We start from the raw sequence: 17,418 nt of genomic DNA on the forward strand, positions 1-17,418 counted from the left end.
CATGAGTGAATGGATTTGCAGAGCATCGCATATGTTCAGTCGCGCCGGAGCTTGCCGAGTGGTCGCCTGCGACGCTTCAACTGACCTGTTTACAGTCAAACTTGCACGTCAAGCGGCCGTTGGTCTCGCATCTTGAGATCTTGCCGCAACCCCCTTGCGACTGCATGATCATTCATTCAGGCTGAGCCGAAAGTTCTGTCGGCACCATTACCTCTCTTGTTGCCAGGAAGGCGGCGCAGATCGTGCGGAACGACGCGAGCGAAGGCGGCGGGCTGATTCGGGGCCGCTTCGGCGAGGGCATGTCGGAGGTGATGGAGCAGATCAACGCGTCCATCGGATTCGACAAGCGAATGGCCATGCAGGACATCGACGGCTCCGTAGCCCACGTGACGATGCTGTGCGAGCGGAACATCGTCTCCGCGGAGGACGCCGCCGCGATCCTGGGCGGCCTGGAGACGATCCGCGGTGAGATCCGGGCGGGCGAGTTCACGTACTCCGTGGCGCTCGAGGACATCCACATGAACATCGAGTCCCGGCTCGGTGAGCTGATCGGCGCCGCGGCCGGCCGGCTGCACACCGCGCGCAGCCGCAACGACCAGGTCGCCACCAGCTTCCGGCTCTGGGTGCGCGACGCGCACGACCGCGCGCTGGCCCTGCTCCTGCAGCTCATCGAGGTCCTCGTCGAGCAGGCCGGGCGGAACACCGCCACGATCATGCCGGGGTACACCCATCTGCAGAGCGCGCAGCCCGTCTCCTTCGGCCACCACCTGATGGCCTACGTGGAGATGTTCGGCCGGGACCACGGCCGGCTGCGGGACTCCCGCGAGCGGATGAACGAGGCCCCCCTGGGCGCTGCCGCGCTGGCCGGCACGTCCTTCCCCATCGACCGCGAACGCACCGCGGAACTCCTGGGGTTCACCCGGCCCATGCACAACTCGCTGGACGCGGTCTCCGACCGGGACTTCGCCCTGGAGTACCTTGCCGCCGCCGCGCTGTGCATGACGCACCTGTCCCGGCTGGCCGAGGAGATCGTGCTGTGGATGTCGCCGCAGTTCGACTTCGTCGAGCTGTCGGACGCCTGGACCACCGGCTCCTCGATCATGCCGCAGAAGCGGAACCCGGACGCCGCCGAGCTGGTCCGGGGCAAGACCGGCCGGGTGCACGGCTCCCTGTTCGGCCTGCTGACGGTGATGAAGGCGCTGCCGCTGACGTTCTCCAAGGACATGCAGGAGGACAAGGAGCGGACCTTCGACGGCGCCGACACCTTCGAGCTCTGTCTGAAGGCCACCATCGGCATGATCGGCGACATGACCGCGCGGGCGCCGCAGATGCGCGCCGCGGCCGGGGCCGCCCACGCCACCGCGACCGACCTGGCGGACTGGCTGACGCGTGAACTCGGCATGCTGTTCCGGGAGGCCCACCACATCACGGGCCGGCTGGTCCGGCTCGCCGACGAGCGCGGCCGGGACCTCGCGGAGCTGACCCTCGACGAGCTGCGGGAGGTCGACGAGCGCATCGACGAGGGCGTGCTCGCGGTGCTCGGCGTCGAGGACTCGGTCAACTCGCGGCGCAGCCTCGGCGGCACCTCGCCGGAGTGCGTGGCACGGGAGGTCGAGGCGTGGCGGGCCCGGATCGAGCACCTGTACGTCAAATGACCACCTGACGAAGGCTGTTCGGGATACGCGAGTTCCGGTTCTGTGCGTGGCGCGGCTGTGCGCGATGACCGGGGCCGTCCTCTCCGGCCTCGCGCTCGGCACGGTGATGTCCGACGAGACGGGCTCGCCGTCGCTGACGGCGGCCGCGCTGGTCGGCGGGCCGCTCGTGCAACTCGTCCTCGCGCGCCATCTGCCGGCCACCTCGGACCCGACGGCGGCCGCGCACCGCGATGATCGTCATGGCGACGATCCCGACGAGTACGGCGACCCTGCACCTGCTGCCCGGCTGAGTCGGCGGACGCGGTTCCTGTTCCTCGCGGGCGGCCGTGTGCCGATGGCCGCGGCTTCCGGCGGTCCTCGCGCTGCTGTCGGGGATCGTCCCGAAGGGCGGATGTGGAAGAACCGGAGGGCTTCCGCGTGAGGCGGTATTGAGCGACCCTGGTCGCGGCTGCGTACCTCATCGTGACGACGGCAGGCCGGATGCGAGGATGAGGCGCCATGACTGCAGGGTGGTGTTCTCGCACAGTACGGGCCGCGGTGTTCGCGGCCGTCTGTGTGCTGCTCGCCGCCCTGGGCCACGTCCTGATGTCCGGCAGCCATGTGCCCGCGTGGGCCCTGGCCGCCGGGGCCGTCGTGACCGGCGGGGCGGGCTGGCGGCTCGCCGGCCGTGAGCGCGGGCTGCCGCTGGTCGTGACGGTCGTGGTGGCCGCCCAGACCGGGCTCCACTGGGGCTTCTCCCTGGCGCAACCGTCCGCGGGAGCCGCCGGGGCCGCCGCGGAACCCACGGACATGGGTGCCGCGCACATGCACCCGATGGGCTCCATGGGTTCCATGCACTCCATGGGCGCGATGGGCTCCATGGACGGGCACTCCATGGACACCGCCGGCCACTCCATGACCGGCTCGTCGTCCTTCGGCATGCTCGCCGCCCACCTGCTGGCCGCGCTGCTGTGCGGACTGTGGCTGGCGTACGGCGAGCAGGCCGCGTTCCGCATCCTGCGGGCCGTGGCCGGCCGGCTCTCGGCGCCGCTGCGCCTTCTGCTCGGCCTGACTCTCACCCCGGAGCGCCCGCGGATCCGCCCGCGCCGCCGCTCCTCGCGCCGTGCGCGGCGCCTTCTCCTCGTCCACGCGATCACTTCCCGGGGTCCGCCCGTGGGGACCGTTGTCGGCTGACGACGACACCTGACCCGAGGCCGCCGGCCAGGCGCCTCGGGTCCTGGCCGTACGCCCTTCGCGGCGCCGTACGGCACTCCCCGCACGCACCGGACCGCCCGCGCCCCGACGCGCCCCGGTCCGGATCATGGATGACCGAGAAGGACACCAGGTGATCACTACTGCCCTGCCCGTGCGCGAAAAACCCGACACGGAGCGGTCGTTGGACGAGACGGCCACCGCCTGGGCGCTCGCGGCCCGGACCGGAGACCCGGCCGCCGTCGACCACTTCGTACGCGCCCTGCACCGGGACGTGCAGCGCTACGTCGCGTACCTGTGCGCCGATCCCCAGGCTGTGGACGACCTCGCGCAGGACACCTTCCTGCGGGCGCTCGGCAGCCTGCACCGCTTCGAGGGCCGTTCCTCGGCCCGCTCCTGGCTGCTGGCCATCGCCCGCCGGGCGGTGATCGACAGCTACCGGCGCGCCGCCGCCCGGCCCCGGCTGTCGGGCGCCGCGGACTGGCAGGTGGCCGTGGAGAACGCGCAGCCGCGCCATGTGCCCGGGTTCGACGACGGAGTCGTCCTGCTGGACCTGCTGGCCGCGCTGCCCGCCGAGCGCCGGGAGGCGTTCGTGCTCACGCAGTTGCTCGGGCTGCCGTACGCGGAGGCGGCCGAGGTGAGCGACTGCCCGGTCGGCACCGTGCGTTCACGGGTGGCGCGGGCCCGGGCGACGCTGCTGGACCTGCTGGACGAGACGGGGGAGCACACGCTCCGGGCGGCGTGACCCTCGACGTAAAACAGGCGTAAAAATTGCCGGATTCCGGCAATGAAACGATCCGGCGGAGCATGTCAATATTCCGTCAAGTCGGAGGTCGGCGCCGGGGATCGGGGGACAGCGCGCATGGTCTGGTTTCTCGGACTGGGCATCACGGGGGTCGCGCTGCTCGCCCTGTCGCTGGTCTTCGACGGAATCCTGGAGGGGATTCTGGACGGCGCGCTGGACGGCGCGCTGGACGGCGCGCTCGACGGATTGCTGTCGTTGCCGGTCGTCGCCGGGTTCGTGGCGATGACCGGCTTCGGCGGCGCCATCGCGGCCGGGGGCTTCGGCGCCGGTCCGGTGGCGGCCACCGCGGTGGGCGTGGGCGCGGGTGCGGGGACGGCCTGGCTGACGTACCGCTTCAGCCGTGCGCTGATGCGGGGCTCGACGGCCGCCGTGCCGAGCGGCAACGACCTGGTGGGCACGGCCGGCAGTGTGGTCACGGCCATTCCGGTGGACGGCTACGGCGAGGTGCTGCTCCGACTCGCGGGGCAGACCACGAAGTTCGCCGCGCGCAGCGCCGGACCGGTGGCCCGGGGCGCCGAGGTCTGGGTGGAGTCGGCGCCGTCGGCGACGTCGGTCGTGGTCCGCCCGATCGACCGCTGAACTCGCCTTTCACGACGGCCGATTTCCTCCCCGTACCGTCAACTTCTCTGTGATTCGGGGGCATTGCCATGAGTCCTGTCGTCATCGCGGTCGTGGGAGTCGTCGTACTCCTCGTGCTGCTCGCGCTGGTCGTCGTCACGCGCTACAAGGTGGCCGGTCCGAGCGAGGCGTTCATCGTCACCGGCCGGCGGGGCAAGAAGGCCACCGATCCGGAGACCGGGCGCGTCTTCACCGACAACAGCGGGCAGAAGGTCGTGGTCGGCGGCGGTGTGTTCGTCGTGCCCTTCGTGCAGCAGAAGTTCACCCTCGACCTGTCCTCCCGGCACATCCCCGTGGCGGTGCGCGGCGCGGTCACCCTGCGCGGGGTGAAGGCGAACCTGGACGGCGTGGCGATCGTCAAGGTCGGCGGCACCGAGGACTCGATCCGCGCCGCCGCCCAGCGGTTCCTGATGCAGCAGGACGGCATCGTCGGCTTCACCCAGGAAGTGCTCTCCGGCGCGCTGCGCGCCATCGTGGGCCGGATGTCGGTGGAGGACGTCATCCGGGACCGGGCCGCGTTCGCCGGGCAGGTCGCGGAGGAGGCCGAGGCGAGCCTGTCCGGGCAGGGCCTGGTCCTGGACGCCTTCCAGATCCAGGACATCACCACCGAGGGCTCCTACCTGGAGGACCTGGGCCGCCCGGAGGCCGCGCGCGCCCGCCAGGAGGCCGACATCGCCGAGGCCGTCGCCCAGCGGGCCGCGGAGCAGGCGCGGCTGAAGGCGGCGGAGGAGATCGCCGTCGCGCAGCGGACGTTCGCGCTGAAGCAGGCCGAGATCAAGGCCGAGACGGACGAGGCCACGGCGCGTGCCGCCGCCGCGGGTCCGCTCGCCGAGGCGGCCAGGCAGCAGGAGATCCTCTCCGAGCAGGAGAAGGTCGCCGAGCGGCAGGCCGCGCTGACCGACCGCCAGCTCGACACCCAGGTCCGCAAGCCCGCGGACGCCCAGCGGTACGCGGCCGAGCAGGAGGCCGAGGCACGCCGGGTGGCCCGGGTGAAGCAGGCCGAGGCGGAGAAGTCGGCCGGCATCGCGGACGCCCAGGCGGAGGCCGAGCGGTCCCGGCTGACCGGTGAGGGCGAGAAGCAGCGGCGCAGCGCGCTGGCCGAGGCGCAGGCCATCGAGGGTCTGAAGCAGGGCGAGGCCGAGCGGTCCCGGCGTGCGGCGATCGCGGAGGCGGTACGGCTGGAGGGCGAGGCCGAGGCGGCGGCGATCGCGGCGAAGGGCGCGGCCGAGGCGGAGGCGATGCGCAAGAAGGCGGACGCGTTCGCGCAGTACGGGGACGCGGCGGTGCTCCAGATGCTCGTCGAGGTGCTGCCGCAGGTCGTGGCGAAGGCGTCCGAGCCGCTGAGCGCGGTGGACAAGATGACGGTCATCTCCACCGACGGCGCGAGCCGCATCCCGAAGGCGGTCGCCGACAACGTCGCCCAGGGCCTGGAGCTGATCGGCTCCACCACGGGCATCGACCTGGCCGACCTCCTCAAGGGCATCACCACCCGCCCGACCCCGACGACTCCCACCACGCCCCCCAACGGCAAGGTCGAAATCACCGGCTGACCCGTCACCGGAAAGCCAGAAGGGCGGAGCCGAAAAGGCTCCGCCCGCTTTTTCGTGCCCCTCGGCTCAGGGCCACACCAAGCAGTACGGCTGGTGCCCCGCCTCGTGCAGGCGGTGCGAGAAGTCCTGCCACTCGTGGAGCAGCTGGTAGACGTTGAACGCGTCGCGCGGGCCTCCGCGGTCCGGGACCGTGGACCAGATGAACGCCGCCGCGCCCACCGCCTCCTCGCCTATGCCGCGCAGGGGGTCGACGACCGTCATGGGGAGTTTCACGACCGCGTAGTCGGGGTGCAGGACGACCAGCTCCAGGGGCGGCACCTTGTTCAGGGGCACGCCTTCGATGCCGGTCAGCACCATCGCGGCCATCGTCTCCGGCTTGATCTTGGTGAACATGCCGTTCATACCGAGCTCGTCGCCGCCGAGTTCCTCGGGGCGCATCGAGATCGGGACCCGGGCCGCGGTCGCACCGTCCGGCGCGCCGAAGTACTTGTACGTCACCCCCACCCGACCACCATTCCTGCTCGCGGCCCTGAGCTCCTCGACACGTCGGTCGATCCGCTCGGAATCCGTCTGTCCGCCTTGTACCTGCCGTGTTTCGGCCGTTTCCTCCATGTCACGCCGGTGCCTTCCCCGCCGGGCACGACGCGGACCGACGTCGTCGGTCCCCTCGCCCAGTCCGCCACCGCGATGCATATCTCCACCCGACTGCTTTTTTAGGACGCGTGGCCCCTACCGCGCAACCCGATCATCGTGTCAGTGACCTCCCCCACGGTCGCTCGCCGAAACGTGCGTGGAAACACCTGTCCGCAGGATCTTGTACCAGCCCACAGTTTCGCAGATCGCCCGGGGGTGGGGGCCGATTGCGAGGTCGCGGCAGAGCGGGCCCGCGGGCCCGGGTGCCCGCTGGCCTACTCTGAGGAGGTCACTGACAACCGGAGTCCGAGCAGTCGGAGAAGGTCGGAGAAGTCGCAGGACATGAGCTCACAGCCTTATTCATACGATGCGCCTGAGTCGCAGGCTCTGTTCGACCGTGCGGCGGCCGTCACGCCCGGCGGTGTGAACTCCCCGGTGCGCGCCTTCCGGGCGGTGGGCGGTACGCCCCGGTTCATGGTGTCCGGCAAGGGCGCCTACCTCACCGACGCGGACGGCCGCGAGTACGTCGACCTGGTCTGCTCCTGGGGGCCGATGATCCTCGGGCACTCCCACCCGGAGGTCATCGCCGCCGTGCAGGAGGCCGTCGCGCGCGGCACCTCCTTCGGTACGCCCGGTGAGGGCGAGGTCGCCCTGGCCGAGGAGATGGTCGCCCGGATCGCGCCGCTGGAGCAGGTGCGGCTGGTGTCCAGCGGGACCGAGGCGACCATGTCCGCCATCCGGCTCGCCCGCGGGTTCACGCAGCGCACCAAGGTGATCAAGTTCGCCGGGTGTTACCACGGTCACGTCGACTCGCTGCTCGCCGCCGCCGGCTCCGGTGTCGCCACCTTCGCGCTGCCCGACACCCCGGGTGTCACCGGCGCCCAGGCCGGCGACACGATCGTGCTGCCGTACAACGACCTCGAAGCGGTGCAGGAGGCGTTCCACCGGCACCCCGGGGAGATCGCCTGTGTGATCACCGAGGCGTCCCCCGGCAACATGGGCGTCGTGCCGCCGCTGCCCGGCTTCAACCAGGGCCTGAAGGACGCCTGCCGGAAGAACGGCGCGCTCTTCGTCTCCGACGAGGTCATGACGGGCTTCCGCACCAGCCGCGCCGGCTGGTTCGGCGTGGACGGCGTCGTGCCCGACCTGATGACCTTCGGCAAGGTCATGGGCGGCGGCTTCCCGGCCGCGGCCTTCGGCGGACGGGCCGACGTGATGGCGTACCTGGCGCCCGCCGGGCCGGTCTACCAGGCCGGCACCCTCTCCGGGAACCCGGTGGCGACGGCCGCCGGTCTCGCGCAGCTGCGGCTCCTGGACGACGCGGCCTACGTCAAGGTCGACGCCGTGTCCGAGCAGATCCAGGCCCTGGTCACGGAGGCGCTCACCAAGGAGGGCGTCGCGCACCGGCTGCAGACCGCCTCCAACATGTTCTCGGTGTTCTTCACCGACCGCGCCGTACGCGACTACGAGGGCGCCAAGGCGCAGGAGTCCTTCCGCTTCACCGCCTTCTTCCACTCCCTGCTCGCGAGCGGCGTGTACCTGCCGCCGTCGTCCTTCGAGTCGTGGTTCGTCTCGACGGCCCACGACGAGCGGGCCCTGCAGAAGATCGCCGACGCCCTTCCGGCGGCGGCCCGCGCGGCGGCGGAGGCCCAGGCATGACGGACGTACGGCCCGCCGACCCCGACATCACCGTCGTCCACCTGATGCGGCACGGCGAGGTCGCCAACCCGGACGGCATCCTCTACGGCCGGCTCTCCGGCTACCACCTCTCCGAGCTGGGCCGGCAGATGGCCGACCGGGTCGCCGAGCACCTCGGCGCCCGCGACGTCACCCATGTCGTGGCCTCCCCGCTGGAGCGGGCGCAGGAGACGGCCACGCCGATCGCCAAGGCGCACGGCCTGGACCTCGCCACCGACGCGCGGCTCATCGAGGCGGACAACGTCTTCCAGGGCAAGACCTTCGGCGTGGGCGACGGGGCGCTGAAGCGGCCGGAGAACTGGAAGCACCTGGTCAACCCGTTCAAGCCGTCCTGGGGCGAGCCGTACGTCGACCAGGTGGTGCGGATGATGGGGGCGCTGGACGCCGCCAAGGACCGGGCGCGCGGCCACGAGGCGGTGCTGGTCAGCCATCAGCTGCCGATCTGGATCGTGCGGTCCTTCGTCGAGAAGCGCAGGCTGTGGCACGACCCGCGCCGCCGCCAGTGCACCCTCGCCTCGCTGACGACCTTCACCTACCGGGGCGACCGGATCGTCTCGGTCGGCTACACCGAGCCCGCCCTGGACCTGGTCCCGGCCCATCTCCGCGCCGGCGCCAAGCCGGTCAAGGGGGCGGACAAGGCGTTCGGGGCCTAGGGCCTGTCGTCACATTCCCGTCTGCGGCGCGGCGCCATGCACGCACTCTCGCCGCACCGGGCACAGACCCACGGACAACCAGTCCGAGGGTCCGTGCCCGGCACGCCGAGAGCACGCACCTGACGCCGCGCCGCCGCCCTCCGGGCGACGACGGGAATGTGACGACAGGCCCTAGCGCAACGCCCGCCCGACCTGCCGTATTTGTTCTGTAACACAGGTGATCAACAGGAACCGCCTCGTTCGTCACGGACTCTGACCGGGTGACCACCAGAGCACGTGACGAACGGGGATGCCATGCGCACTCTCACCCGAAGGGGAGCACTCGGACTCGGCGTCGCCGGGGCCGCCGCGGTCGGACTCGGGGGATGCGGCAACCTCACCCCGTCGGACGGCCCGGAGCCCTCCCGGGGTTCCACCGGTTCCGCGGAGCGCCCCCCGGCCGACAGGCCCGCCGCCCGCCCCATCGGCGACGGGTCCACCTCCTACACCGGCAAGCAGCCCAAGCAGCCGGCCGAGCCCGTACCCCTGGAACCGGGCCAGACCCCGCCCCAGTTCGTCGTCTTCTCCTGGGACGGCGCCGGTGACGTCGGCAACGGCCTCTTCGAGCGCTTCCTCGACCTCGCCGACGAGCACGACGCGGCCATGACCTTCTTCCTCTCCGGGCTCTACCTCCTGCCCGAGTCCAAGAAGCGTCTCTACGACCCCCCGAACAACCTGCGCGGCGCCTCCGACATCGGCTACCTGACCGACGCGCACATCAAGGACACCCTGCGCAACGTCCGCCGCGCCTGGCTCGACGGGCACGAGATGGGCACCCACTTCAACGGCCACTTCTGCGCCGGTTCCGGCTCCGTCGCCAACTGGACCGGCGCGCAGTGGCGCAGCGAGATCGACCAGGCGAAGTCCTTCGTGCAGAAGTGGCGCACCCACAGCGGCTGGACCGAACTGCCCTCGCTGCCCTTCGACTACGACAAGGAACTCGTCGGCGGCCGTACGCCGTGTCTGCTCGGTCAGGAGAACCTGCTGCCCGTCGCCCGCGAGCTGGGCTGGCGCTACGACGCCTCCTCGCCGGGCGGCCGCCAGGTCTGGCCCACCAAAAAGCAGGGCATATGGGACCTGCCGCTTCAGCAGATACCTTTCCCCGGACGCAGTTTCGAAGTCCTCTCGATGGACTACAACATGCTCGCCAACCAGTCGCTGAACTCCACGAACGCCCCGAGCCACAACTACCCGGGCTGGCGCGAACAGTCGACGCAGGCCTACATATCCGGCTTCAAGCGGGCATACGAGACAAACCGCGCTCCCTTCTTCGTCGGCAACCACTTCGAGCAGTGGAACGGCGGCATCTACATGGACGCCGTCGAAGAGGCGCTCAAGCACATGGCGCGGGAGAAGGAGAAGGGCGAGGACGTCCGGCTGGTGTCGTTCCGGCAGTTCGTGGACTGGCTCGACGCGCAGTCGCCCGAGGTCCTCGACAAGCTCCGCACCCTCGATGTGGGGCAGGCCCCCGCCGGAGGCTGGAAGAACCTCTGAAACATGGTCTGAAATGCGGGTTTTCGCCTGCGAGGGGGGTGCGCAAGATCCCCGGAACGGACATGCGAAACTTTTCACATGAGTGCCGCCAGCCGTGCCCCCCTGACCCTCGCCGGTGCCGTCGCCGCCGGGCTGCTGCTCTCCGCGTGCACCTCGGGCGGCACGTCCGGGGGCGGCGGGGACACCGGCTTCGTCACGGGCGCCGACGGCATCGCGACCGTGAAGAAGGCCGAGCGGGACACCGCACCCGACCTGTCCGGCGCCACCGTCGACGGCAAGCAGCTCGACGTCTCCTCCTACGACGGCCAGGTCGTCGTCCTCAACGTCTGGGGCTCCTGGTGCGCGCCCTGCCGGGCCGAGGCGCCGAACTTCGAGAAGGTCTACCAGGACCTCAAGGACGACGGCGTCCAGTTCGTCGGCATCAACACCCGCGACACCAGCACCCGGAACGCCCTCGCCTTCGAGGAGGAACAGGGCGTCACCTACCCCAGCCTGTACGACCCGACCGGCAAGCTGATGCTCCGCTTCGAGAAGGGCACGCTCAACCCGCAGGCGATCCCCTCCACGCTCGTCCTCGACCGGGACGGGAAGATCGCCGCCCGCTCGCTGGCCGCGCTCAGCGAGGAGAAGCTGCGCAAGATGATCGACCCGGTCCTCGCGGAGAAGTGACGTGAGCACCCTCACGACACTCGCGGCGGCCACCGACCCCAACCAGACCGTGATGAGCGGCGCCCTGCTGCTCGCCGTTCCCATCGCGGTCCTCGGCGGACTGGTCTCCTTCTTCTCCCCCTGCGTCCTGCCGCTGGTCCCCGGCTACCTCTCCTACGTCACCGGCGTCACCGGCACCGACCTCGCCGAGGCCCGGCGCGGCCGGATGGTGACCGGAGCCTCCCTGTTCGTCCTCGGCTTCACCGCCGTGTTCGTCTCCGGCGGGGCCCTGTTCGGCTACGCCGGGGACAGCCTCCAGGAGCACAAGGACGTCCTGTCCAAGGTGCTCGGCGTCCTCATGATCGCCATGGGTGTCTTCTTCATGGGCCTGATGCCCTGGATGACCCAGCGTGAGTTCCGCTTCCACAAGCGGCCCATGGCCGGCCTGGCCGGCGCGCCCTTCCTGGGCGCGCTGTTCGGCATCGGCTGGGCGCCCTGCATCGGCCCGACCCTGACCTCGGTGATCGCCCTGTCCTACAACGAGGCGAGCGCGGGCCGCGGCGCCATACTGACCGTGGCCTACTGCCTCGGCCTCGGCGTGCCCTTCGTGCTCGCCGCGGTCGCCTTCCGCAAGGCGCTCGGTGCCTTCGCCTGGGTCAAGCGCCACTATGTCTGGGTGATGCGGATCGGCGGCACCATGATGATCGCGACCGGGCTGCTCCTGCTGACCGGCGTCTGGGACAACATGGTGTCCGAGATGCAGACCTGGTCCAACGGCTTCACTGTGGGGATCTGAGGATGAGCAACACGACGACCGACCGCGCCGACGAGCAGGACCTCGGCGCCGCCGGCTCCCAGCTCTCCACCGCCCCGAACGAGGAACTGCCGAACGTGCCCGCGATGGGCGTGGTGGGCTGGGCCCGCTGGTTCTGGCGGCAGCTGACCTCGATGCGGGTCGCCCTGCTGCTCCTGCTGCTCCTCGCGCTCGGCGCGATCCCCGGCTCGCTGATCCCGCAGTCCGGCTCCGACGAGACGAAGGTCGCCGAGTTCCGCGACCGGCACGACGTCCTCGCGCCGCTCTACGACCGGCTCGGCCTCTTCCACGTCTACAGCTCGGTGTGGTTCTCCGCCGTCTACATCCTGCTGTTCGTCTCCCTCATCGGCTGCATCGTGCCCCGCACCTGGCAGTTCGTGGGCCAGCTGCGCGGCCGCCCGCCGGGCGCGCCCAGGCGCCTGAACCGGCTGCCCGCCTACACCACCTGGCGCACCGGGGCCGAGCCCGAGCAGGTCCGCGAGGCCGCCCTCGCCCTGCTGAGGAAGAAGCGCTTCCGCGCCCACCTCGCCGGTGACGCGGTCGCCGCCGAGAAGGGCTATCTGCGCGAGGTCGGCAACCTCGCCTTCCACATCGCCCTGATCGTGATGCTGATCGCCTTCGCCTGGGGCCAGCTGTTCAAGATGGAGGGCAACAAGCTCGTCGTCGAGGGCGACGGCTTCTCCAACACGCTCACCCAGTACGACGACTTCAAGTCCGGCACCCTCTTCGGCACCGACGACCTGACGCCGTTCTCCTTCAACCTGAAGGACTTCAAGGGCACCTACGAGCCGTCCGGCCCGAACAAGGGCACCCCGCGCACCTACCAGGCGTCCCTCACCTACGCCGAGGGCGCCTACGGCAAGGACGAGTCGACGGTCGTCAAGGTCAACGAGCCGCTGGAGATCGACGGCTCGAAGGTCTACCTGACCGCCCACGGCTACGCCCCCGTGCTCACCGTCCGCGACGCCAAGGGCAAGGTCGTCTTCAGCGACGCCGTACCGATGCTGCCGCTCGACGCCAACGTCACCTCCTCCGGGGTGCTCAAGGTCTACGACGGCTACAAGAACGCCGAGGGCGTCAGCGAGCAGCTCGCCTTCAAGGCGTTCCTGCTGCCCACCTACGCCGCCGGCAACGAGATCACCTCCAGCTTCCCCGCCCTGCTCAACCCGGTCCTCAACCTGGAGCCGTACCACGGCGACCTGGGTGTGGACTCGGGCATCCCGCAGAGCGTGTACCAGCTGGAGAAGAGGAACATGACGGGGTTCAAGGACTCCAAGGGCAAGCAGCTGCGGGAGAACCTGCGGCCCGGACAGACCATGAAGCTCCCGAACGGCGCCGGCACGGTGACCTACGAGTCCACCAAGGAGTGGGCCAACTTCCAGATCACCCGCCAGCCCGCGAGCGGCTGGGCGCTGGCCGGCTCCGTCGCCGCCATTCTCGGCCTCGCCGGTTCCCTGTTCATCCAGCGCCGCCGGGTGTGGGTGCGGGCGGTCAAGGGCGCCGACGGGGTGACCGTGGTCGAGATGGCCGGGCTCGGCCGCAGCGAGTCCGCCAAGGTCCCCGAGGAACTCGGCGACCTCGCCGGAACCCTGTACGAGCAGGCCCCGGGGGCACCCGAACCGGACCCCGACGACGACTCCGCACCGACAACCGACGAATCCGCTGTACCTGCCGAAGGGGCTGAGAAGTGACTCTCGCCGCCGCAACCAACGAAAGCCTCGCGAGCCTCAGCAACACGCTGATCTACTCCGCGATGGCCGTCTACACCCTGGCCTTCTTCGCGTACATCGCGGAGTGGCTCTTCGGCAGCCGCAGCAAGGTCGGCCGTACGGCCGCCGCGCTGACCGCGACGAAGCAGGCCGCCGCGGCCCCCGCGGTCACGGTGAAGAAGGGCGGCTCGACGGCCGTCCTGGAGCGGCCGAAGGTCGTGGTCCGGGCCGCCGCCGGCTCCCGTGACGTGCCCGACGGGCCGGGCGCGCACGGCGGGGACGAGCAGGGCGACCTCTACGGGCGTATCGCCGTCTCCCTGACGGTGCTCGCCTTCCTCATCGCCTTCGGCGGTGTGCTCACCCGCGCCCTGTCGGTGCAGCGCGCGCCGTGGGGCAACATGTACGAGTTCAACATCACCTTCTCCACCGTCGCCGTCGGTGTGTACCTGACGCTGCTGGCGCTGAGGAAGCCGGTGCGCTGGCTGGGGCTGTTCCTGACCACCACGGTCCTCCTCGACCTCGGTCTCGCCGTCACCGTCCTGTACACCGCGAGCGACCAGTTGGTCCCCGCCCTGCACTCGTACTGGCTGTACATCCACGTCTCCACGGCGATCCTGTGCGGCGCGGTCTTCTACGTCGGCGCGGTCTCCACGCTGCTGTACCTCTTCAAGGACAGCTACGAGAACAAGCTGGCCGGCGGCGGCACCCCCGGCCGCTTCGCCAACTCCGTCCTGGACCGGCTGCCCGCCGCGTCCTCCCTGGACAAGTTCTCCTACCGCGTCAACGCGGCCGTCTTCCCGCTGTGGACGTTCACGATCATCGCGGGCGCGATCTGGGCGGGCGACGCCTGGGGCCGCTACTGGGGCTGGGACCCCAAGGAGACCTGGTCCTTCATCACCTGGGTCGCCTACGCCTGCTACCTGCACGCCCGTGCCACGGCCGGCTGGAAGGGCCGCAAGGCCGCCTACCTGGCGCTGGTCGCGTTCGGCTGCTGGCTCTTCAACTACTACGGCGTGAACATCTTCGTCTCCGGCAAGCACTCCTACGCCGACGTCGGCCTGGGCGCCCTCGGGGCCGTCGGCTTCTGATCCGCGTCCTCCTCGCCGGTCGGGGGACACTGGAGGAATGACCGGAACCATAGAAGAGGGCGCCAGTCAGACCCGCGGGAGCACCCACCTGCTGCACTTCCTGGTGCGGCTCCCGCGGCCCATGGAGAGGGTCTGGCCGGCGCTGACCACTCCCGGGGGACTCGCCGGCTGGTTCACCGCCGCCGACGTCCTCGAACCGCGGCTCGGCGGCGCGGTCACCCTGCGCGACCTGGGCGCGGGGCAGGTCACCGCCTGGGACGTGGACCGGGTCGCCGAGTACACCGTGGCGGGCGGCGGCCGCATCCGGTTCCACCTGGAGCGCGACGGCGACACGGGCAGCGCCCTCCGCTTCACCCACGAGTTCCGGGGCGACCTGGCCTCGGAGGAGACCTGGCGTACGCGCTTCGAACGCCTGATCGAAGCACTCGAAGCGCCGTAGGGCGGCTCCCGCCACCGGGTCCTAGGCGGACGGCACCGCGCCGATGTCCTCGTGCCACAGCCCGGGGTGGTCCCGGACGAAGTCGCGCATCAGCCCCGCGCACTCGGCGTCGTCGAGCAGCACGATCTCCACGCCGTGCTCGGCCAGCCAGTCGTGCCCGCCGTGGAAGGTGTGCGCCTCCCCGATCACGACCCGGGAGATGCCGAACTGCCGGACCAGCCCGGAGCAGAACCAGCAGGGCGAGAGGGTCGTCACCATCGTCGTCCCGAGGTACGAGCGCTGCCGTCCCGCCGCCCGGAACGCGGCCGTCTCCGCGTGCGCCGAGGGGTCGCCGTCCTGGACGCGCCGGTTGTGCCCGCGCCCCAGCAGGGTGCCGTCGGCGCCGTAGAGGGCCGCGCCGATGGGGATGCCGCCCTCGGCGAGCCCGGCGCGGGCCTCCGCCACGGCGGTGCCGAGCCAGGTGCGTGCCTGTGCCTGATCCATGGGACCACTCTGCCCGGCTGAGCACCCGTGCGCGCGCTTTCTGAGTACGCGTGCTCAGGGCCCGGGGGCGCGCGGCGGCCAGAGTGGGGGGCAGACGGACCGCCCACGGTCCGCCTCTCGAACAGGAGACGACACGATGCCCAAGTCCCGCCGCTTCCAGGCGCTCGGCCTCGCCCTCGCCGGCGCGTTCGCGGCCGCGACCCTCACCGCCTGCTCCGGCCTGGAGTACCGGGAGTACGTCTGCAACGACGGCGAGTACCCGGTGCTCCAGGTGAACGGCACCGGCTCGGCCTGCCAGAAGGACGGCACGGAGCCGCCCGCGGGCTACGCGCGCCACCCGGAGGGCAAGGTCCCCGAGCAGCTCGACGACAAGTGGGACGTCTACTGGCGCACCCACACCCTCGACGAGGACGGCCGCATCATCGACGCCCCCTGACGCCCCGCACTTCCCTGCCGAACGAATCCGGCGCCCACCGCGTCGGAGTCGTGGGAGACATGAGGGAGGGCTTGATGAGAGCGGTACTGCTGCCGGCCGTGGTGACGGCCGTGGTGTGGGGCGCGACCGGCTGCCAGGCGTCGGCCGACGGGCCGGATGCGGGCGAAGGGGCGGCGTCCTGCGCGTACGTCGTCGACTACGACGGCCGCCGCTACACCGACACGGCGAACATCGACTACGAACGCGGCGCCGAGCTGGGCACCGCGACCCAGCCGCCCTGCGACGACACCCCGGGCGACGGGGACGACGGCGGGCCCGCGCACCGCACCACGGCGTACCGGGTCGAGGGTGTGGACCCGGAGGTGGCGATCACGGTGGGGGACGCCCCGGACGGCGTCCTCCTCGTGGCCGCGCGCCCGGACGGCGAACTGCCGCCCGAGGTCGCACGACTCCCGCGCCTGACACCGCAGCCGGAGTGAGGCAGAGGCCATGAGGAACCGCGTCAGGATCGCCACCGCCGCCGTGGCCACCGCGCTGGTCGTCACCGGGGTCGGGCTGTGGGTGCGGGAGTCGGAGAGCGGGCACAGCGACGGAGGACTCGGGGCCGAGGTCCGGCCGGAGGCCGCCTTGTGCGTCGGCAGCCGTCCCGGCCCGTCCGCCGCCACCAACGACACCTCGGACGACACCCCGCTGAACCGGCTGATCACACACATCGACTCGCTCGCCCGGGAGCGGCACGCCGATGTCTTCACGGGCCTGTCCGTCGACGAGGACGCGGGCGCCGCCGATCTCTACCGCATCCCCTCGCCCGCCTTCGACGAAGCGGTCTGCGAGGCCGCCGAGCAGGGCGTCCAGGTCCGCCTCCACGACACCGACGTGGACCGGGCCGCACTGGACGCCCTCGCGGAGCGGATCAGCGAGGACATGACCCGCTGGGACGGCACCTTCGACATGCGCGAGGTCGCCGTCGACGAACGGGGCTGGGTGCACGTGGGCGTCGACGAACCCGGCACCGCCGAGCCCCTGGTCCACGGGGCCTTCGGCGAGGAGCACATCAGGGTCGTGCACGTCGGGCAGGCGTCCGCCGACCGAACGCAGAACGGCTGACGGACGGGCCCGGACGGCTCAGGACTCGTCGCGCTTCCTGGGCTCGTCGTCCTCGTCCTTGGGGTCCAGGGACTTCAGGAACTCGGGGTTGTCGTCCGGGGCCACCCACTGCCGGGAGCGGTTGGCGCGCACGCCCGACCAGCCCTCGGCGGCCGGGGCCCGGCGCTTGCCGGCGATCAGCCAGGACAGCGAGCCGACCATCGGGAACAGCAGCACGAGGATCGCCCACAGCGGCTTCGGCATGTGCCGGATGTCCTCGTCCTTCGTGCTGATGCAGTCGATGAACGCGTAGATGCTCAGCGCGAGCGGTACCAGGAACATCAGCACCCGGAGCATGGGGTCCCTCCCGCGGGATGGT

20 protein-coding genes are annotated in these 17,418 nt (G+C 71.0%); 17 read left to right on the forward strand and 3 right to left on the reverse strand.

From position 1 onward, the window contains the following. Nucleotides 1-242: 242 nt before the first annotated feature. The 6 genes from argH (at nucleotide 243) to ABT296_RS30945 (ending at nucleotide 5,819) form a co-directional block, all read left to right on the forward strand. The gene (gene argH / locus ABT296_RS30920) at nucleotides 243-1,655 is read left to right on the forward strand and encodes an argininosuccinate lyase (protein WP_351932061.1); all 1,413 of its coding nucleotides are present in this window, start codon (nucleotides 243-245) and stop codon (nucleotides 1,653-1,655) included. A gap of 46 nt (nucleotides 1,656-1,701) precedes the next feature. Continuing rightward, nucleotides 1,702-2,076, forward strand: coding sequence for a hypothetical protein (locus ABT296_RS30925; protein ID WP_351932063.1), 375 nt, complete (start codon nucleotides 1,702-1,704; stop codon nucleotides 2,074-2,076). A gap of 77 nt (nucleotides 2,077-2,153) precedes the next feature. After that, on the forward strand, nucleotides 2,154-2,828 hold the full coding sequence (locus tag ABT296_RS30930) for a hypothetical protein (RefSeq protein ID WP_351932065.1): 675 nt from the start codon (nucleotides 2,154-2,156) through the stop codon (nucleotides 2,826-2,828). 151 nt (nucleotides 2,829-2,979) lie between these two features. Next, nucleotides 2,980-3,591, forward strand: coding sequence for a sigma-70 family RNA polymerase sigma factor (locus ABT296_RS30935; RefSeq protein ID WP_351932067.1), 612 nt, complete (start codon nucleotides 2,980-2,982; stop codon nucleotides 3,589-3,591). Nucleotides 3,592-3,708: 117 nt separating this feature from the next. Continuing rightward, a complete protein-coding gene (locus tag ABT296_RS30940; RefSeq protein WP_351932068.1) occupies nucleotides 3,709-4,230 on the forward strand; it encodes an NfeD C-terminal domain-containing protein in 522 nt (173 codons plus the stop codon). Nucleotides 4,231-4,298: 68 nt separating this feature from the next. Continuing rightward, nucleotides 4,299-5,819 (forward strand): flotillin family protein, encoded by a 1,521-nt coding sequence (locus ABT296_RS30945; protein WP_351932070.1) that lies wholly within the window; start codon nucleotides 4,299-4,301, stop codon nucleotides 5,817-5,819. 66 nt (nucleotides 5,820-5,885) lie between these two features. On the opposite strand, the gene ABT296_RS30950 is transcribed toward ABT296_RS30945, so the two are convergent. Continuing rightward, nucleotides 5,886-6,323: a hypothetical protein gene (locus ABT296_RS30950; RefSeq protein ID WP_019061278.1), complete on the reverse strand. Its 438-nt coding sequence runs from the start codon at nucleotides 6,321-6,323 to the stop codon at nucleotides 5,886-5,888. Nucleotides 6,324-6,794: 471 nt separating this feature from the next. Between ABT296_RS30950 and hemL the strand changes: the two genes are divergently transcribed. From hemL to ABT296_RS30990, 8 genes are all read left to right on the forward strand, one after another. Further along, a complete protein-coding gene (hemL, locus tag ABT296_RS30955; RefSeq protein WP_351932072.1) occupies nucleotides 6,795-8,111 on the forward strand; it encodes a glutamate-1-semialdehyde 2,1-aminomutase in 1,317 nt (438 codons plus the stop codon). Further along, entirely contained in the window at nucleotides 8,108-8,803 is a 696-nt protein-coding gene (locus tag ABT296_RS30960; RefSeq protein WP_351932074.1) for a histidine phosphatase family protein, read from the forward strand. The genes hemL and ABT296_RS30960 overlap by 4 nt, the downstream gene beginning before the upstream one ends. Nucleotides 8,804-9,097: 294 nt before the next feature. Next, nucleotides 9,098-10,336, forward strand: a complete 1,239-nt coding sequence (locus ABT296_RS30965; protein ID WP_351932076.1) for a polysaccharide deacetylase family protein — start codon at nucleotides 9,098-9,100, stop codon at nucleotides 10,334-10,336. Nucleotides 10,337-10,414: 78 nt separating this feature from the next. Continuing rightward, the gene (locus ABT296_RS30970) at nucleotides 10,415-11,005 is read left to right on the forward strand and encodes a TlpA family protein disulfide reductase (protein ID WP_351932078.1); all 591 of its coding nucleotides are present in this window, start codon (nucleotides 10,415-10,417) and stop codon (nucleotides 11,003-11,005) included. Nucleotide 11,006: 1 nt separating this feature from the next. Further along, complete coding sequence (locus ABT296_RS30975; protein WP_453168223.1) at nucleotides 11,007-11,780, forward strand: cytochrome c biogenesis CcdA family protein; 774 nt, start codon at nucleotides 11,007-11,009, stop codon at nucleotides 11,778-11,780. A 2-nt stretch (nucleotides 11,781-11,782) separates the two neighbouring features. Beyond that, on the forward strand, nucleotides 11,783-13,489 hold the full coding sequence (resB, locus tag ABT296_RS30980) for a cytochrome c biogenesis protein ResB (protein ID WP_351932080.1): 1,707 nt from the start codon (nucleotides 11,783-11,785) through the stop codon (nucleotides 13,487-13,489). After that, nucleotides 13,486-14,595: a c-type cytochrome biogenesis protein CcsB gene (gene ccsB / locus ABT296_RS30985; RefSeq protein ID WP_351932082.1), complete on the forward strand. Its 1,110-nt coding sequence runs from the start codon at nucleotides 13,486-13,488 to the stop codon at nucleotides 14,593-14,595. The genes resB and ccsB overlap by 4 nt, the downstream gene beginning before the upstream one ends. Before the next feature lie 37 nt (nucleotides 14,596-14,632). Then, nucleotides 14,633-15,034 (forward strand): SRPBCC family protein, encoded by a 402-nt coding sequence (locus tag ABT296_RS30990; RefSeq protein ID WP_351932084.1) that lies wholly within the window; start codon nucleotides 14,633-14,635, stop codon nucleotides 15,032-15,034. Nucleotides 15,035-15,055: 21 nt separating this feature from the next. Here the strand turns inward: ABT296_RS30990 and ABT296_RS30995 are convergent, their stop codons facing one another. Beyond that, nucleotides 15,056-15,517: a nucleoside deaminase gene (locus tag ABT296_RS30995; RefSeq protein WP_351932086.1), complete on the reverse strand. Its 462-nt coding sequence runs from the start codon at nucleotides 15,515-15,517 to the stop codon at nucleotides 15,056-15,058. Nucleotides 15,518-15,653: 136 nt separating this feature from the next. On the opposite strand from ABT296_RS30995, the gene ABT296_RS31000 reads away from it, so the two are divergent. The 3 genes from ABT296_RS31000 to ABT296_RS31010 all read left to right on the forward strand — a co-directional run bounded on the left by ABT296_RS31000 (nucleotide 15,654) and on the right by ABT296_RS31010 (nucleotide 17,060). After that, nucleotides 15,654-15,953 (forward strand): SCO0607 family lipoprotein, encoded by a 300-nt coding sequence (locus ABT296_RS31000; RefSeq protein WP_351932088.1) that lies wholly within the window; start codon nucleotides 15,654-15,656, stop codon nucleotides 15,951-15,953. A gap of 74 nt (nucleotides 15,954-16,027) precedes the next feature. Beyond that, nucleotides 16,028-16,432, forward strand: coding sequence for a DUF6281 family protein (locus ABT296_RS31005; protein WP_351932090.1), 405 nt, complete (start codon nucleotides 16,028-16,030; stop codon nucleotides 16,430-16,432). Nucleotides 16,433-16,442: 10 nt separating this feature from the next. Then, nucleotides 16,443-17,060, forward strand: coding sequence for a hypothetical protein (locus tag ABT296_RS31010; RefSeq protein ID WP_351932092.1), 618 nt, complete (start codon nucleotides 16,443-16,445; stop codon nucleotides 17,058-17,060). Between the two features lie 18 nt (nucleotides 17,061-17,078). Here ABT296_RS31010 and ABT296_RS31015 read toward each other — a convergent pair whose 3' ends face one another. After that, nucleotides 17,079-17,396 (reverse strand): PLD nuclease N-terminal domain-containing protein, encoded by a 318-nt coding sequence (locus ABT296_RS31015; protein ID WP_351932094.1) that lies wholly within the window; start codon nucleotides 17,394-17,396, stop codon nucleotides 17,079-17,081. Nucleotides 17,397-17,418: the final 22 nt, after the last annotated feature.

The organism is Streptomyces sp. NPDC000983, from assembly GCF_040299205.1.
Taxonomy (GTDB): domain Bacteria; phylum Actinomycetota; class Actinomycetes; order Streptomycetales; family Streptomycetaceae; genus Streptomyces.

Coding starts and splice junctions, on each gene's coding strand:
- ABT296_RS30990 (WP_351932084.1), top strand. CDS start 14,633: ATGACCGGAACCATAGAAGAGGGCGCCAGTCAGACCCGCGGGAGCACC.
- ABT296_RS31010 (WP_351932092.1), top strand. CDS start 16,443: ATGAGGAACCGCGTCAGGATCGCCACCGCCGCCGTGGCCACCGCGCTG.
- ABT296_RS31015 (WP_351932094.1), bottom strand. CDS start 17,396: ATGCTCCGGGTGCTGATGTTCCTGGTACCGCTCGCGCTGAGCATCTAC.
- ABT296_RS31000 (WP_351932088.1), top strand. CDS start 15,654: ATGCCCAAGTCCCGCCGCTTCCAGGCGCTCGGCCTCGCCCTCGCCGGC.
- ABT296_RS30960 (WP_351932074.1), top strand. CDS start 8,108: ATGACGGACGTACGGCCCGCCGACCCCGACATCACCGTCGTCCACCTG.
- ABT296_RS30930 (WP_351932065.1), top strand. CDS start 2,154: ATGACTGCAGGGTGGTGTTCTCGCACAGTACGGGCCGCGGTGTTCGCG.
- hemL (WP_351932072.1), top strand. CDS start 6,795: ATGAGCTCACAGCCTTATTCATACGATGCGCCTGAGTCGCAGGCTCTG.
- ABT296_RS30970 (WP_351932078.1), top strand. CDS start 10,415: ATGAGTGCCGCCAGCCGTGCCCCCCTGACCCTCGCCGGTGCCGTCGCC.
- ABT296_RS30995 (WP_351932086.1), bottom strand. CDS start 15,517: ATGGATCAGGCACAGGCACGCACCTGGCTCGGCACCGCCGTGGCGGAG.
- ABT296_RS31005 (WP_351932090.1), top strand. CDS start 16,028: ATGAGAGCGGTACTGCTGCCGGCCGTGGTGACGGCCGTGGTGTGGGGC.
- ABT296_RS30940 (WP_351932068.1), top strand. CDS start 3,709: ATGGTCTGGTTTCTCGGACTGGGCATCACGGGGGTCGCGCTGCTCGCC.
- ABT296_RS30945 (WP_351932070.1), top strand. CDS start 4,299: ATGAGTCCTGTCGTCATCGCGGTCGTGGGAGTCGTCGTACTCCTCGTG.
- resB (WP_351932080.1), top strand. CDS start 11,783: ATGAGCAACACGACGACCGACCGCGCCGACGAGCAGGACCTCGGCGCC.
- ABT296_RS30965 (WP_351932076.1), top strand. CDS start 9,098: ATGCGCACTCTCACCCGAAGGGGAGCACTCGGACTCGGCGTCGCCGGG.